Origin of the sequence: Streptomyces sp. NPDC090021 (genome assembly GCF_044748225.1) — a bacterium.
Classification (GTDB): Bacteria; Actinomycetota; Actinomycetes; order Streptomycetales; family Streptomycetaceae; genus Streptomyces.
The window spans coordinates 79,597-94,209 of the sequence record NZ_JBIVFO010000026.1; the positions used below are offsets into that span (position 1 = coordinate 79,597).

Here is a 14,613-nt window from a genome sequence, read left to right on the forward strand (position 1 = left end):
CCTGTCCCTCCGCGAGGGGCGGGCCCGCCCCGGTAAGGTGGCCCGGTTGTCCTACGTACGACCGCCGCCGAGAGCACGAACCGGAGACCGTGACTACTACCGCCTCCCACCACCTCTCACCCGCCTTCCCCGGCCGTGCCCCGTGGGGCACCGCCAGCAAGCTGCGTGCCTGGCAGCAGGGAGCGCTGGACCGCTATATCCAGAACCAGCCCCGGGACTTCCTCGCCGTCGCGACCCCCGGCGCAGGCAAGACCACCTTCGCCCTCACCCTCGCCTCCTGGCTGCTGCACCACCACGTGGTGCAGCAGGTGACCGTCGTCGCGCCCACCGAACACCTGAAGAAGCAGTGGGCGGAGGCCGCGGCCCGGATAGGCATCCGGCTGGACCCCGAGTACTCGGCCGGACCGCTCAGCAAGGACTACCACGGCGTCGCCGTCACCTACGCCGGTGTCGGCGTACGCCCCATGCTGCACCGCAACCGCTGCGAGCAGCGCAAGACCCTGGTGATCCTCGACGAGATCCACCACGCCGGTGACTCGAAGTCCTGGGGCGAGGCCTGTCTGGAGGCGTTCGACCCGGCGACCCGGCGGCTCGCGCTGACCGGTACGCCCTTCCGGTCCGACACCAACCCCATCCCGTTCGTCACCTACGAAGAGGGCAACGACGGGATCCGGCGGTCCTCCGCCGACTACACCTACGGCTACGGCAACGCCCTCGGCGACGGCGTCGTCCGGCCGGTCATCTTCCTCTCCTACAGCGGCAACATGCGCTGGCGGACCAAGGCCGGCGACGAGATCGCGGCGCGGCTCGGCGAGCCGATGACCAAGGACGCCATCTCGCAGGCCTGGCGTACCGCCCTGGACCCGCGCGGCGACTGGATGCCCAACGTGCTGCGCGCCGCCGACCAGCGCCTCACCGAGGTCCGCAAGGGCATCCCCGACGCGGGCGGCCTCGTCATCGCCTCCGACCAGGACTCGGCGCGCGCGTACGCCAAGCTCATCCGGGAGATCACGGGAACGAAGCCGACCCTGGTGCTCTCCGACGACACCGGGGCGTCGAAGAACATCGACACCTTCAGCGCGAACGACGACCGCTGGATGGTCGCGGTCCGCATGGTGTCCGAGGGCGTCGACGTACCGCGCCTCGCGGTCGGCGTGTACGCGACCACGATCTCCACCCCGCTGTTCTTCGCCCAGGCCGTCGGACGTTTCGTGCGCTCGCGCAGGCGCGGCGAGACGGCCTCCGTGTTCCTTCCGACCATCCCCTACCTCCTCGGCTTCGCCAACGAGATGGAGGTCGAGCGCGACCACGTGCTCGACAAGCCGAAGAAGCAGGGCGAGGAGGACCCGTACGCCGAGTCCGAGAAGGAGATGGACGAGGCGAACCGGCAGGAGGACGAGGACACCGGCGAGGACGAGCAGATGTCCTTCGAGGCGCTGGAGTCCGACGCCGTCTTCGACCGGGTGCTCTACGACGGTGCCGAGTTCGGTATGCAGGCGCACCCGGGCAGCGAGGAGGAGCAGGACTACCTGGGCATTCCCGGCCTGCTGGAGCCCGACCAGGTGCAGATGCTGCTGCAGAAGCGGCAGTCCCGGCAGATCGCGCACAGCCGGCGCAAGCCGGACACCGAGGCGGACCTGCTGGAGCTCCCGGCCGAACGGCGGCCCGTGGTTTCGCACAAGGAACTGCTGGAGCTGCGCAAGTCGCTCAACACGATGGTGGGCGCGTACGTCCACCAGAGCGGGAAGCCGCACGGGGTGATCCACACGGAGCTCCGCCGCGTCTGCGGCGGGCCGCCGAGCGCGGAGGCGACGGCGGGGCAGATCCGCGAGCGCATCAAGAAGGTCCAGGAGTGGGCCACCCGTATGCGGTGAGTGCCCGGGGTGCCGGGGGTGCCCGGAGTACCCGGAGTACCCGGGGTGCCGGGAGTGCCCGGAGTATCGGGAGTGCCCGGAGTGTCGGGAGTGCTGTGTGTGCGGCGAGTGCCGCGAGTGCGGTGGGTTCGGTGAGTTCGGTGAGTTCGCCCAGAACGTGGGACGGGGTCCGTGCGGAGGTTCGCACGGACCCCGTCCTCGTTCCGTCGGTACCGCGTCCGTGCGAATCGTTGTCACAAAACGACACTTGAGCCGATCAGGAAACGGCATAAACGGGTAGCACGCGCCCGGATTCTGGACGAGCCCTTCCGCTGAGCGGACCTGCTCGCTACATTCCCCGCATCGAACGCACCGTGGCAGCGCCGCCGCGGGAGCGCAGCCGGTGCAATGGCCGCTACCGGCGGCCTCTCCTGTGCGCCGCCGCGGGACCGGCGCGCGCCACCCCGAGAGTCACCGCCGCTCACCGAAAGAGGGAGAGGCGTCGTGACCGCGGAAACCTCCCAGACTCTCGACAGAGGGCTCAGAGTCCTCAAACTGCTCGCCGACACCGACCACGGTCTGACCGTCACCGAGCTCTCCAACCGCCTCGGCGTCAACCGCACGGTCGTCTACCGGCTCCTCGCCACGCTCGAACAGCACGCCCTGGTCCGCCGTGACCTCGGCGGCCGGGCGCGGGTCGGGCTCGGGGTGCTGCGGCTGGGCCGGCAGGTCCACCCGCTCGTGCGCGAGGCGGCCCTGCCCGCGCTGCGGTCCCTGGCCGAGGACATAGGCGCCACCGCGCACCTGACCCTCGTCGACGGCACCGAGGCGCTCGCCGTCGCCGTCGTGGAGCCGACCTGGACGGACTACCACGTGGCCTACCGGGCCGGCTTCCGCCACCCGCTGGACCGGGGTGCCGCCGGGCGGGCCATCCTGGCCGCCCGTCAGGGCTCCCTCATCGAGCCGGGGTACACGCTGACCCACGGCGAGCTCGAAGCGGGTGCCAGTGGGGCCGCGGCGCCGCTGGTGGGCATCAGCGGGCTGGAGGGGAGCGTCGGCGTGGTCATGCTCGCCGACGCCGTGCCGGAGCGGGTCGGGCCGCGGGTGGTCGATGCGGCGCGTGAGGTCGCCGACGCCCTTCGCTAGGCCGCGGGCTCGGCGGATCCGTGGCCTTCTGTTCGCATGCCGGGTGCGGCGCCGCCCGGGGGCGCTGCCCCCGGGCCCCCACGCCTCAAACGCCGGCGAGGCTGAAAGAGCGCCTCGAACGCCGGCGGGGCCGGACGGGCGGCGGGGCCGGATGGTGCGTGGGGCCGGTGCGGTGGGGCGGATAGATTGGGCGGGTGCTTTCTCGTCTGACTCGTCTGCCGCGTCCCGCCGCCCTGGCCGTCTGCGCCGTGCCCGTGCTCGGGCTGTTCGCCGCCGCGGCCTTCGCGCCGCTGCCCTTCGTGGTCGCCGTACCCGGGCTCACGGCCGACGTGCTGGGGTCCGACCAGGGCAAGCCCGTCATCACCATCTCCGGGGCCCCGGTCCGGGACACCAAGGGGCAGCTGCGGATGACCACCATCCGGGCCACCGGGCCGTCCTCGACGATGACGCTGCAGGAACTCGTCGGCCACTGGTTCAAGACCGATCAGGCGGTCATGCCGCGGGAGGCGGTCTACTCGTCCGGCGGAAGCGACGAGGAGATCGAGAAGCACAATCTGGAGGAAATGGCCAGGTCGCAGTCGGCCGCCGCCGACGCCGCCCTGGGCTTCCTCCACAAGGACCCCAAGGACGTGAAGGTCGACCTCAACCTCGCCGACGTCGGCGGCCCGAGCGCCGGGCTCCTCTTCTCCCTGGGCATCATCGACAAGCTCGACGGTGACGGCAGCGGCGGCGACCTCACCGGCGGACGCAGCATCGCCGGCACGGGCACCATCACCGCCGACGGCAAGGTCGGCGCCGTCGGCGGGGTGGCCCTGAAGACACAGGCCGCGAGGCGGGACGGGGCCAGTGTGTTCCTCGTACCGAAGGACGAGTGCGCGGACGCGCAGTCGGAGCTGCCCGAGGGGCTGCAGCTCGTCCCCGTCACTTCGCTGACGGACGCGGTGAACGCTCTTCGCGCGCTGAACCGGGGAGAGCCCGCCCCGTCCTGCTGACGTCCGGAGTCCGGTCCATCGCCCGCCACGCCGGGAAGACCATCGGCGCGAGCGTGGTGAGCAGGTACGTGCCGCCGAACAGCAGCAGCGCCGTGCCCACCCCGAGGCCGTCGACGAGCAGGCCCGCCGCCAGGCCGCCCATCGGCATGGTCAGCTCGCAGCCCGCCGTGGTCACCCCCGCGACCCGGCTGCGCAGTTCCTCGGGGACCTGCTCGTACATGACCGTGGACAGGATCGGGTTCAGCATGCCCGCGCCCAGGCCGGCCAGCGCCATCGTCACCGCGAGCGGCAGCGTCGTGTCGGTGAGGGCGGCCACCGCGTACCGGGTCGCGCCGGAGAGCAGGAAGGCCGCCGCGAACACCGTGCGGCGCGGGAACCGCTCGCCCCACACCCCGTAGAGCAGGGCGCCCAGCAGGGCGAAGCCGCCGAAGAGGGAGATCATCAGGCCGATCGTGGTGGCGCCGCCGAGGACGTCCCGGCCGTGCACGGGCAGCAGGACCGAGGACCAGCCCTGGTCCAGGCCGTTGGTCATCATGACCATCACCGTGATGCCCAGCAGCAGCCGGGAACGGGTCAGGAAGGCCCATCCCTCGGCGAGTTCGGCCCGGTACGCGGTGAACGAGACCTTGCCCGCGGCCCGTTGCGGCTCGGCGGCGGGGACCCCGCGCAGGAACGCGAGGACGAGCAGCGCCGAGATCCCGAAGGTGGCCGCGTCCAGCAGCAGGACGGTCTCGGCGCCGAACGCCGCGATCAGTACGCCGGCCACCGCGGCCCCGATCATCCGGGCCCCGCGCGAGACCGCGTCGTAGAGGCTCGCGGCCCGCGCGAGGGTGGTGCCGGCGTGCTCGGCGAGGTTCGGCAGGAGCACGCCCCGGGCGGTCAGCCCGGGGGTGTGCACGAGGCCGCCGACGGCCATCAGCGCGCACAGCATCCAGAACTCCAGCACGCCCAGGTGGTGAAGCAGGGGGATCGCGCCGACGGACAGGCCGCAGATCAGGTCGGAGAAGGCGGAGACCCGGCGGCGGCCGAGCCGGTCGATGACGGGTCCGCCGACCAGGGCGGCCACGACGACGGGCAGGGTGGCGCAGAAGGCGACGACCCCGGCCCGGCCGGCGCTGCCCGTGGTCTGCAGCACGAACCACGGGACGCCGATCAGGGTGAGCGAACTACCGGCGATGGAAACGGTGTTGGCGGCCAGTACGGCGACCAGCGGACGCCGGCTCGTGCGGCTTGAGGCCTGGCTGCGGGCATGGTCGACGGAGGGCACGGCGAACTCCTTCGGGTGCGGTGGCAGTGGTGGTCTCGCGGCGCGGCGGGAGGCCGCGCGCGGCTGCTACTCGGGCGCGGAGCGCGGGAGGACGTGCGTGTGGATGCGTACGGTCCGGGTGTCCTGGGCCTCGGGCAGGTCCCGGTAGGTGTTGATCACGTCGTGCAGCCGGCCGACCATTTCCTCGCTCTGCGCGGGCGTCAGCCGCAGGGTGAAGTCGCTGAGGTCGGCGCCGGGTACCCAGCGGCCCAGCCGGGTCTGCGCCTCGGAGATCCAGGCGGAGACCTCCTGGGTGTGGTTCGAGGCGACCGCCTGCAGGAAGACCGCGGCCGCGCTGCTCGTCGCCGGGTCGGCGTCGTGGATCAGTGAGCCGTCGAAGCCGGTGCCCTCGTGCGCGGCCTGCCACCAGCGCTCCCGGCCCTTGCCGTGCCCGGCCGCGTCCTCGACGAAGCCGTGGGCGGCGAGCTGGCGCAGGTGGTAGCTGGTGGATCCGCTGGACTCCCCGAAGCGTTCGGCGAGTTGGGAGGCGGTGGCCGGGCCCTTGCGGCGCAGGTCGGCCAGTAGCTGCATCCGCAGGGGGTGGGCGAGGCCACGCAGGGCGCGGGCGTCGAGCATGCGGAGGGTGGGCTCCACGGGCTCCCGCCCCTCGGCGGGCGTGGGCGTCTTCGCGGGGCGGCTCGTGGGGCGGCTCTCAGGACGGCTCTCGGGCATGCCCCGACCCTAGGGATGCAAAGAATTCTGTGCAAGGGTTTCTTTGCATAGAACTCTTTGCAAGTCCCTGCTGGGGTCACGGGGTCACGGGGTCACGGGGCCCGGTTGTCGTCTTCCGCGGCCTGCTCCACCAGCGGGATGATCCGGAAGGGCACCGGGTTCTCCATCACGATCGCCGTCGAGGCCCGGACGATCCCGTCGAAGCCCACGACGCGGTCGATCACCCGCTGGAGATCGGCGTTCGAGCGGGCCACCAGCCGGCACAGCATGTCGCCGTGCCCGGTGGTGGTGTGCAGCTCCAGCACCTCCGGGACCCCGTCCAGGTGTGCCCGTACGTCGGCCCCCTGCCCCTGCTTGATCTCCAGCGTGGCGAACGCCGTCACCGGATATCCGAGCGCGGTCGGATCGACCTGCGGGCCGAACCCGCGGATGACCCCGCTGGACTGCAGCCGGTCCAGGCGCGCCTGCACCGTCCCGCGGGCCACGCCCAGCCGCCGCGAGGCCTCCAGGACCCCGATCCGGGGCTCGCGGGCCAGCAGGACGATGAGCCGGCCGTCGAGTTCGTCGATGCCCATGGACGCCTCCGGGTGCCCACGCGTGCTCGTGGGTGGTCATAGTGCACAGATGTCTCAGTCATCCTCCGACGCAGCTGTGCACTTTGTACAGTCATTCAGGAAACTATTGCGCAGCTTGTGGATCGGCGGGACTCTGCGCTCATGACTGAGTCTCTGGCGAACCTCGAAACCACCCCGCAGACCGCGCGTGAGGCCGACCCCTTCCCGGTGAAGGGCATGGACGCGGTCGTCTTCGCCGTCGGCAACGCCAAGCAGGCCGCGCACTACTACTCGACCGCCTTCGGCATGAAGCTCGTCGCCTACTCCGGACCGGAGAACGGCAGCCGCGAGACGGCCAGCTACGTCCTGACCAACGGCTCCGCCCGCTTCGTGCTGACCTCCGTCATCAAGGCGACGACCGACCACGGCCGCTTCATCGCCGAGCACGTCACCGAGCACGGCGACGGCGTGATCGACCTCGCCATCGAGGTCCCCGACGTCCGCGCGGCGTACGCGTACGCCGTCGAGCAGGGCGCCCGCGGCCTCGACGAGCCGTACGAGGTCAAGGACGAGCACGGCACGGTCGTGCTGGCCGCGATCGCGACGTACGGCCAGACCCGCCACACGCTGGTGGAGCGCGGCGACTACACCGGCCCCTACCTGCCGGGCTACGTGGCCGTCGAGCCGATGGTCGAGGGCCCTGCCAAGCGCACCTTCCAGGCCATCGACCACTGCGTCGGCAACGTGGAACTCGGCCGGATGAACGAGTGGGTCGCCTTCTACAACAAGGTCATGGGCTTCACGAACATGAAGGAGTTCGTGGGCGACGACATCGCGACCGAGTACTCGGCGCTGATGTCCAAGGTGGTCGCGGACGGCACCAAGAAGGTCAAGTTCCCGATCAACGAGCCGGCGATCGCGAAGAAGAAGTCGCAGATCGACGAGTACCTGGAGTTCTACAACGGCCCCGGCGTCCAGCACATCGCCCTGGCCTCGAACGACATCGTCGCCACGGTCCGCTCCATGCGCGCGGCGGGCGTCCAGTTCCTGTCCGTCCCGGACACCTACTACGACACGCTCGGCGAGTGGGTCGGTGACACCCGCGTGCCGATCGACGAGCTGCGCGAGCTGAAGATCCTCGCCGACCGCGACGAGGACGGCTACCTGCTCCAGATCTTCACCAAGCCGGTCCAGGACCGCCCGACCGTCTTCTTCGAGATCATCGAGCGCCACGGCTCGATGGGCTTCGGCAAGGGCAACTTCAAGGCGCTGTTCGAGGCCATCGAGCGCGAGCAGGAGAAGCGCGGCAACCTCTGAGCCGCACGCGTGCCTCCAGGCCCCCGGCCCCGGCCGGGGGCCTCGGGCTGCGGTCGGCCCGGTGCGTGTGACGACACGCCGCCGCGTGGTGCCCTCCGGAGGGGAGTGGGCCGGCGCGGCGCCCGCCCGCGCACCGGGCCGCACGCGCGGCCCTTCGGCTGACCGCCGGGCCGACAGCAGTACGCCCGGGCCCCGCCGTGCCCCGCCGTGCCCCGCCCCGCCGTGCCGCGCTGTACGGGGGCCTGCCCGGCCGCCGGGCCGCCCGGCGGCCTTGCGTCCGCGGGGCGACGAGTGCCGCGGCGTACGGTCCGGTCCGCGCCGTCAGCGGCGGGGGGACGGGGACGGGGACGGCGACGGGGACGGGGACGGTGACGGGGACGGCTTGGGGTTCGGCTTCGGGAGTTCCGGCTCGACCCACGGCGTGACCGGCCGCAGGTGCTCCGGGCCGCCCGGCGGCGGCTGGCCGAGCGCCGCCAGTGCCTCCTTCGCCAGAGGCCCCCGCACCGGCGAGAAGTGCGGATTCGTCCGCAGCGCCTCCTGCAGGTGCCGCCGCGCCGCCGCCTCGTCACCGAGCGCCTGCTCGATCATCGCCCGGTGGTAGGCGAAGTCCGCACTGCGCAGCCCCGGCTCCGTCGCCTTCTTCGCGTACTCCAACGCCGCCGTGTCGTCGCCCGCCCGGTGCAGCGCCCACCCCAGCGCGTCCGCGGTCTGCATGCTCTTGTGCCGCTCCCACTCCTGCGACAGCCGCCGCACCGCCGCCGCCGGATCGCCGTGGTCCGCCTCGTACAGGCCCAGGACCACGTCGTCGTCCACCCCGTTCGCACCGTCCCGGGCCGCCATCGTCGCCAGCGACGCGTACTGCTCGCGGGCCTCCTGCGCCCTCCCCAGCGACTCCAGCAGCTCACCCAGCTCCCGCGCCAGCTGCGGCACCGGGGTCCGTCCCAGCGCCATCCGGTAGTCCCGCACCGCCTCCCCGCCGCGCCCCAGCGCCCCCAGCGCCCGCGCCCGGCCCGCCAGGGCCTCCCCCTGCGCCGGATCCGTCCGCAGCGCCCCCTCGTACTGCCGCAGCGCCTCCGCCGCGTCGCCCCGCTCCCAGGACAGCTCCCCGAGCCGGAACAACGCGTACGCCTTCTCCGCCGGGGACTTCGCCGAGGCCGCCGCCGACTCCATCGACACCACCGCGTCCTCGCGCCAGCCGCGGTCCCGGTACACCTGCGAGGCCCGGACGTGCGCCGCCAGCCCCGGCCGCAGCTCCAGCAGCAGCTCCATCGCCTTCTGCGCACCCTTGTAGTCGCCGAGCCCCGTGTACGCGTCCACCAGCACCGGGTACGCCGTCCACCGCTTCGGCGACTGCGCCCGAACCAGCTCGCCCCACTTCCTGGCCGTCCCGAAGTCCCGCCGGGCATTGGCCAGCGCGCCCATGCCCGTCATGGCGTCGAAGTTGCCCTTCTCCGCCGGACGCACCTCCAGCGACCGCTTCAGCGCCTTCTCCGCCTTCGGGTACCAGGTCGGATCCGCGGTCCGCCGCGCCTGTTCGAGATAGGCGGAGCCGAGGACCGCCCACGAGGCATCGTCGTCGGCGTGTGTCGCGACCCACTTCTCCCGGTCCGCCACCAGCGCGACCACATCCGCCGCCGAGGCGGGCGCACCCATGCCCACCGCCGAAGCGGCACGTTCGCTCGGCCCGGGCGGGCGCGCGTCGTCACCGGTCCGGGCCGGCCGGATCAACAGGGCCCCGGCGATCAGGACCACCGCCACCCCGGCGGCCACGAGCGTCTTGCGGCCGGTGAAGGTCACGGGCGGCGCCGGCGTCTGCGAATCCTCGTCGATACGGTCCATGAGGTCACTGTGCGTCAATATGAAGAGCGCGCCGAGGTGGCCGAAGACGGGCGCGGGCGTGTTCACACCGATGGCCCCGGGTGCCACGCTGGCCCCATGGATGATGACCTCTCCGACCCGTCCGCACGTCTGCGCGCGAGCCTCCTCGAAGGGCTCCCCGCCGAGGCCCTGCTCACCGACCCCCAGGTGACCGCCTCCTACGCCACCGACATGGCCAGCTTCTGCGCCGCCGGCACCCCGGCGGTCGTCGTCCTGCCCCGGACCGTCGAACAGGTCCAGCACGTCATGCGCGTTGCCACCGCCCTACGGATCCCCGTGGTCCCGCAGGGCGCCCGGACGGGCCTGTCGGGCGGCGCCAACGCCTCCGACGGCTGCATCGTGCTGTCCCTGGTCAAGATGGACCGGATCCTGGAGGTCAGCACCGTCGACCGGATCGCCGTCGTCGAACCGGGCGTCGTCAACGCCGTCCTCTCACGGGCCGTCGCCGAACGGGGCCTGTACTACCCGCCCGACCCCTCCAGCTGGGAACAGTGCACCATCGGCGGCAACATCGGCACCGCCTCGGGCGGCCTGTGCTGCGTCAAGTACGGCGTCACCGCCGAGTACGTCCTCGGCCTCGACGTCGTCCTCGCGGACGGGCGACTGCTGCGCACCGGCCGGCGCACCGCCAAGGGCGTCGCCGGATACGACCTCACCCGGCTCTTCGTCGGCTCCGAGGGCAGCCTCGGCATCGTCGTCCAGGCCGTCCTCGCCCTCAGACCGGCGCCGCCCCGGCACCTGGTCCTGGCCGCGGAGTTCCCCTCCGTCGCCGCCGCCTGCGAGGCGGTCTGCGCCGTCATGGAGGCGGGGCTGAGCCCCTCGCTGCTGGAGCTGATGGACCGTACGACCGTCCACGCCGTCAACGCCCTCGCCAGGATGGGCCTGCCCGAGGCCACCGAGGCCCTGCTGCTCGCCGCCTTCGACACCCCGCACGCCCCCGAGGACCTCGCCGCCGTGGCGGAGCTGTGCACCGCCGCCGGAGCCACCGCCGTCGTGCCCGCCGAGGACGAGGCGGAGTCGGAACTGCTGCTCCAGGCCCGCCGGACGGCCTTCCCCGCGCTGGAGGCCCTCCGGCCCGCCACGATGATCGACGACGTGTGCGTGCCGCGCTCGCGGCTCGGCGAGATGCTCGACGGGACCGCCGCCATCGCCCGCGCCCAGAACCTGCTCATCGGCGTCTGCGCGCACGCCGGCGACGGCAACACCCATCCGATCGTCTGCTTCGACCCCGCCGACGAGGACGAGGCGCGGCGGGCCCGCGAGTCCTTCGGCGAGATCATGGCGCTCGGCCTCTCCCTCGGCGGGACCATCACCGGCGAACACGGCGTCGGGGTCCTGAAGAAGGAATGGCTCGCGCGTGAACTCGGCCCGGTCGGACTGGAGATGCAGCGCGCCGTCAAGCAGGCTTTCGATCCACTGGGGATCCTCAACCCGGGCAAGCTCTTCTGAGACCCGGGCGAGTTCCTCCGAGACGCGGGCGAGTACCTCCGGCACCGGGCCGAGTCCCTCCGGGACCCGGCCGAGTCCCTCCGGGACGCGGGAGGGCTCTTCCGGCCGTATGAGGCGGAGGTGCCCGCCGGGCCGGCGGTGGCCGCCCGGTCTGCGGCGCCCGCCCGGGGTCCGGGGACCGCGCGTCATCACAGGTCACCGTCCGCCGACTCGTCCGACGGCCACGGGTCGCGCAGCCACGGGTCGTCGGCCGGGGTCGGCGTGAGCAGCTCGGCCAGTGCCGCCTCCAGGCCGAGCCGCTCGGCCTCGCTGCCCGGCGGCACGACGCGCAGGGTCCGCTCCAGCCAGGCCGACACGGCGAGGGAGGGCGCCTCCAGGAGGGCGTCCCCGTCGGGGGAGCTGAGCGCCATGCAGAGCACCGCCTCGTTGTCGACCTTCGTGGGCCAGATCCGGACGTCGCCGTGACCGCACGGGCGGAACACCCCCTCGACGAGCAGCTCGCGCGCGAAGGTCCAGTGGACCGGGGTGCTGGAGCCGGTGTGGAAGGTGATGTGGACGGCGTACGGGTCTTCCGTGAGGTAGAGCAGGCGCGCCGGGACGGGGATGCTGCGCTCTGGGGAAAGGACCAGCTTCAGTTCCAGCTCGCGCTCGATGACGGGGTGGTGCATGACGGCCTCACTTCGGTCGGTGCGTGGGGCCTGGTGGCACCCCACACCTGCGGAGAGCCTCCGTGTGCCCGGGTATGACGCGACTTTCGACGACGAGCACGAGATTGGCCGAATCCTGTCGGATGGCTGAAAACCGTCAGGGGGGTGACGTTCGCTCAATGGCTTGGATTCTCCCGTTACCGGACCTGTCGGGCCACGGTTCTTGGCTATGGTCCTCCCCTTGCACAAGCCTCAAGCCACGATCGGAGTTGGGGACATGACGGCCTCCCCTGGTGACGGCGAGCACGCGGCCCGCGAGGGCTACTACCCGGATCCGTCCATCCCGGGGTACATCAGGTACTGGAACGGCGCGGCCTGGGTCCCGGGCACGAGCCGCCCTGCCCCGGCGGCGCCCGCACCCGTCCCCACGCCGGTGCCCGTGCCTGTGCCCGCCCCCGCTCCGGTCCGCCCGTTCCCCACCCCGGCTCCCGCCGCCGCGCCCGCCGTCGCCGCGCCCGCCGTCCCGCGCGCCGAGGAGACGGGACCGGTGTTCCTGGACGAGACCTCCGTGACCGAGGCGCTGCCGGAACCCGGCCCCGGGCCGGAGCCCGCCGCCGGGCAGGCGCCGGCTCCCGCCTGGCAGGCCGACCCGGTGCACCAGGCCGGCTTCGGCGGGCCGCGCGACCGCCGGGTGTCGTGGGGCGGCCCGAAGGAGGCGGAGGCGGAAGCGGAGGTGGAACCGGAGCCCGCGCCCCGCCCCGCGCCCGCTCCCGACCCGGAGCCGGAGCCGACCCCGGCCCCCGGGCAGCCCCATGCCCGGCCCGCGGGGATCTCGCTGGCCCGTACGCCGTCCGACGCGGCCGCGCCCGCCCGGCTCCCCGCACAGTCCTCCCCGGGCATCCTGTCGGCGCGTTCTCCGGCCGCGCAGGTCCCCGCGGCCCCCGCCGCCCCGGCCTGGCCCGACGCCCCCGGAGCGGGCGGCACCGGCCCCACCGGGATCACCTCCTCCTGGCCCGAGGCGACCCCCGCGCCCGGCCCCGGCCCCGGGCGCGCCGCCGCTGCCGCCGCCGCCCGCCCCGAGGTGGGGGAGCCCCGGCCCGCCGGGGTCCGCCCGAAGGTCCCGCTGCCCGCCGCGGACACCGCCCGGCCGGAGCCGGAGCCGGTGCCGGAGCCGGTGCCGGTGCCGGCGACCGGGGGATGGGAGCCGCGCGGACCGGAGGAGGCCCGTACGGGTGCCCGTACCGATCGCGCCGCCACGTCCAGAGCCGTGTTCGAGCGGATGGCCGAGCGGGCCGTGCGCCCGGCCGGGCTGGTGCGCCGGCTCCTCGCCCGGACCCTGGACTCCCTCGTGTTCGTCGCCGTCGCCGTCGCCGTCGCCCTGCCCCTCCTGCCGGGGGCCGAGGCCCATGTGCGGGCAAAGGTGGACGCCGCCCGGGCGAGCGGCCGCACCACCACCGTCTGGCTGCTCGATTCGACCATCGCCGGCAGCCTCGGCGTGGTCCTCGGGGCCGTCCTCCTCTTCGGCCTCCTCTACGAGGTGCTGCCCACCGCCCGCTGGGGGCGCACCTTGGGCAAGAAGCTGCTGGGCGTCCGGGTGCTGGCCACCGCGACCCTGCGCCCGCCGTCCTTCGGCGCGGCCCTGCGCCGCTGGCTCGTGTACGCCTTCCTGGGCCTGCCCGGCAGCCTGTGGTGCCTCGTGAACCACCCGCGCCGACAGGCCTGGCACGACAAGGCCGCCGGTACCTACGTGGCCCGCTAGGTGTACGGCCCTGTGAGGTGGGGGACGCGGCGTCCGGTGGCACGGGACCTCCTCGGGCCCGCAGGGCCGGGGGAGGCACCGCAAGGCGGAGGGGCGCCCGAGTGCCGGACGTACCCGGGCGCAGCGGGCCGGGCGGGGCTTCGCCGACAGGGCCCAGCGGCTCCCCGGGGGTATGTCCGCCCCGAACGGACGCGGTCCCGTTGCGGGGGAGCCGGAGCCGGGTTCGACTCGGGCCATGAGCACCGATCAGCCGCCGCCGGGCCAGCCGCCCGAGGAAGACCCGTTCCTCAAGAAGCCCCAGGAGCCGACGCCCCCGTCGGGCGGTTCGCCGTACGGGCCGCCGCCCCCCGGAAGCGGCGGCCCGCCCCCGCCGCCCCCGGGAGGTCCGGGCTCCGGCGGCGGGGGATACCCGCCCCCTCCGCCCCCGTACGGTGGCGGAGGCGACCCGTACGGCGGCAGCGGCGGCTACGGCATGCCCGACCCGCTGGCCGGCATGCCCCCGCTCGCCGACTTCGGCAAGCGGCTCCTCGCGCGCGTCATCGACGTGGTGATCGTGGCCGTTCCGCTGTTCCTCATCCAGCTGGCCTTCGGCACGAACCGCTACACGGTCGAGACCGATCGCGGCGAGGACGTCAGCGAGGTCTTCACCAGGTCGTACAGCGGCAGTGGTCTGCTCATGACCCTGATCTCGATCGTCGCCTACCTGGGCTACGACTGGTGGTTCACCAAGAAGGACGGCCGCACGGTCGGCAAGAGGGCGATGGGGCTGCGCGTCGCCATGCTCAACGACGGCACCGTGCCGGAGTCCGGCGCGGCCCTGACCCGGGCCGCCGTGCTCTGGCTGCCTACGCTGATCTGCTGCTTCTGCCTGTGGCCGATCGCGCTGGTCATTTCGATCCTGGTCGACAAGCCCTACAAGCAGGGCCTGCACGACAAGGCCGCCAAGACCGTGGTGGTCCAGGCGACCTAGTCCTGGGCGGGCGAGCGACGCGGGCGGCCTCCCCCGGGGAGGCCGCCCGCGTCGCGTCCTGCCCGCGCCG

The 14,613-nt window shown here is 73.3% G+C and carries 12 protein-coding genes; 7 read left to right on the forward strand and 5 right to left on the reverse strand.

All coding sequences use genetic code 11. The features are described from left to right. Positions 1-89: 89 nt before the first annotated feature. From ACIPXC_RS21600 to ACIPXC_RS21610, 3 genes are all read left to right on the forward strand, one after another. A complete protein-coding gene (locus ACIPXC_RS21600) occupies positions 90-1,874 on the forward strand; it encodes a DEAD/DEAH box helicase (protein WP_030825325.1) in 1,785 nt (594 codons plus the stop codon). A gap of 483 nt (positions 1,875-2,357) precedes the next feature. Further along, positions 2,358-2,999, forward strand: coding sequence for an IclR family transcriptional regulator (locus ACIPXC_RS21605; protein WP_030662724.1), 642 nt, complete (start codon positions 2,358-2,360; stop codon positions 2,997-2,999). Between the two features lie 194 nt (positions 3,000-3,193). Next, the gene (locus ACIPXC_RS21610; RefSeq protein WP_401620552.1) at positions 3,194-3,991 is read left to right on the forward strand and encodes a S16 family serine protease; all 798 of its coding nucleotides are present in this window, start codon (positions 3,194-3,196) and stop codon (positions 3,989-3,991) included. Here ACIPXC_RS21610 and ACIPXC_RS21615 read toward each other — a convergent pair. The 3 genes from ACIPXC_RS21615 to ACIPXC_RS21625 all read right to left on the reverse strand — a co-directional run bounded on the left by ACIPXC_RS21615 (position 3,921) and on the right by ACIPXC_RS21625 (position 6,544). Then, positions 3,921-5,258, reverse strand: coding sequence for an MFS transporter (locus ACIPXC_RS21615; RefSeq protein WP_401620554.1), 1,338 nt, complete (start codon positions 5,256-5,258; stop codon positions 3,921-3,923). The genes ACIPXC_RS21610 and ACIPXC_RS21615 overlap by 71 nt on opposite strands. A 66-nt stretch (positions 5,259-5,324) precedes the next feature. Then, positions 5,325-5,969, reverse strand: coding sequence for an ArsR/SmtB family transcription factor (locus ACIPXC_RS21620; protein ID WP_401620557.1), 645 nt, complete (start codon positions 5,967-5,969; stop codon positions 5,325-5,327). 92 nt (positions 5,970-6,061) lie between these two features. After that, positions 6,062-6,544 (reverse strand): Lrp/AsnC family transcriptional regulator, encoded by a 483-nt coding sequence (locus ACIPXC_RS21625; RefSeq protein WP_401620560.1) that lies wholly within the window; start codon positions 6,542-6,544, stop codon positions 6,062-6,064. A gap of 141 nt (positions 6,545-6,685) precedes the next feature. Between ACIPXC_RS21625 and hppD the strand changes: the two genes are divergently transcribed. Further along, a complete protein-coding gene (gene hppD, locus ACIPXC_RS21630) occupies positions 6,686-7,840 on the forward strand; it encodes a 4-hydroxyphenylpyruvate dioxygenase (RefSeq protein ID WP_401620563.1) in 1,155 nt (384 codons plus the stop codon). Positions 7,841-8,161: 321 nt separating this feature from the next. On the opposite strand, the gene ACIPXC_RS21635 is transcribed toward hppD, so the two are convergent. Beyond that, on the reverse strand, positions 8,162-9,679 hold the full coding sequence (locus ACIPXC_RS21635) for a tetratricopeptide repeat protein (RefSeq protein WP_401620566.1): 1,518 nt from the start codon (positions 9,677-9,679) through the stop codon (positions 8,162-8,164). Between the two features lie 96 nt (positions 9,680-9,775). Here ACIPXC_RS21635 and ACIPXC_RS21640 point away from each other — a divergent pair, with 96 nt between their 5' ends. Next, on the forward strand, positions 9,776-11,167 hold the full coding sequence (locus ACIPXC_RS21640; RefSeq protein WP_401620569.1) for an FAD-binding oxidoreductase: 1,392 nt from the start codon (positions 9,776-9,778) through the stop codon (positions 11,165-11,167). Between the two features lie 188 nt (positions 11,168-11,355). Here the strand turns inward: ACIPXC_RS21640 and ACIPXC_RS21645 are convergent, their stop codons facing one another. Beyond that, positions 11,356-11,835, reverse strand: coding sequence for an SsgA family sporulation/cell division regulator (locus ACIPXC_RS21645; protein ID WP_401620572.1), 480 nt, complete (start codon positions 11,833-11,835; stop codon positions 11,356-11,358). A gap of 256 nt (positions 11,836-12,091) precedes the next feature. Between ACIPXC_RS21645 and ACIPXC_RS21650 the strand changes: the two genes are divergently transcribed. Both ACIPXC_RS21650 and ACIPXC_RS21655 read left to right on the forward strand, forming a co-directional pair. After that, positions 12,092-13,573, forward strand: coding sequence for an RDD family protein (locus ACIPXC_RS21650; RefSeq protein WP_401620575.1), 1,482 nt, complete (start codon positions 12,092-12,094; stop codon positions 13,571-13,573). A gap of 235 nt (positions 13,574-13,808) precedes the next feature. Further along, positions 13,809-14,543, forward strand: a complete 735-nt coding sequence (locus ACIPXC_RS21655; RefSeq protein ID WP_401620577.1) for an RDD family protein — start codon at positions 13,809-13,811, stop codon at positions 14,541-14,543. The last annotated feature ends 70 nt before the right edge of the window (positions 14,544-14,613 follow it).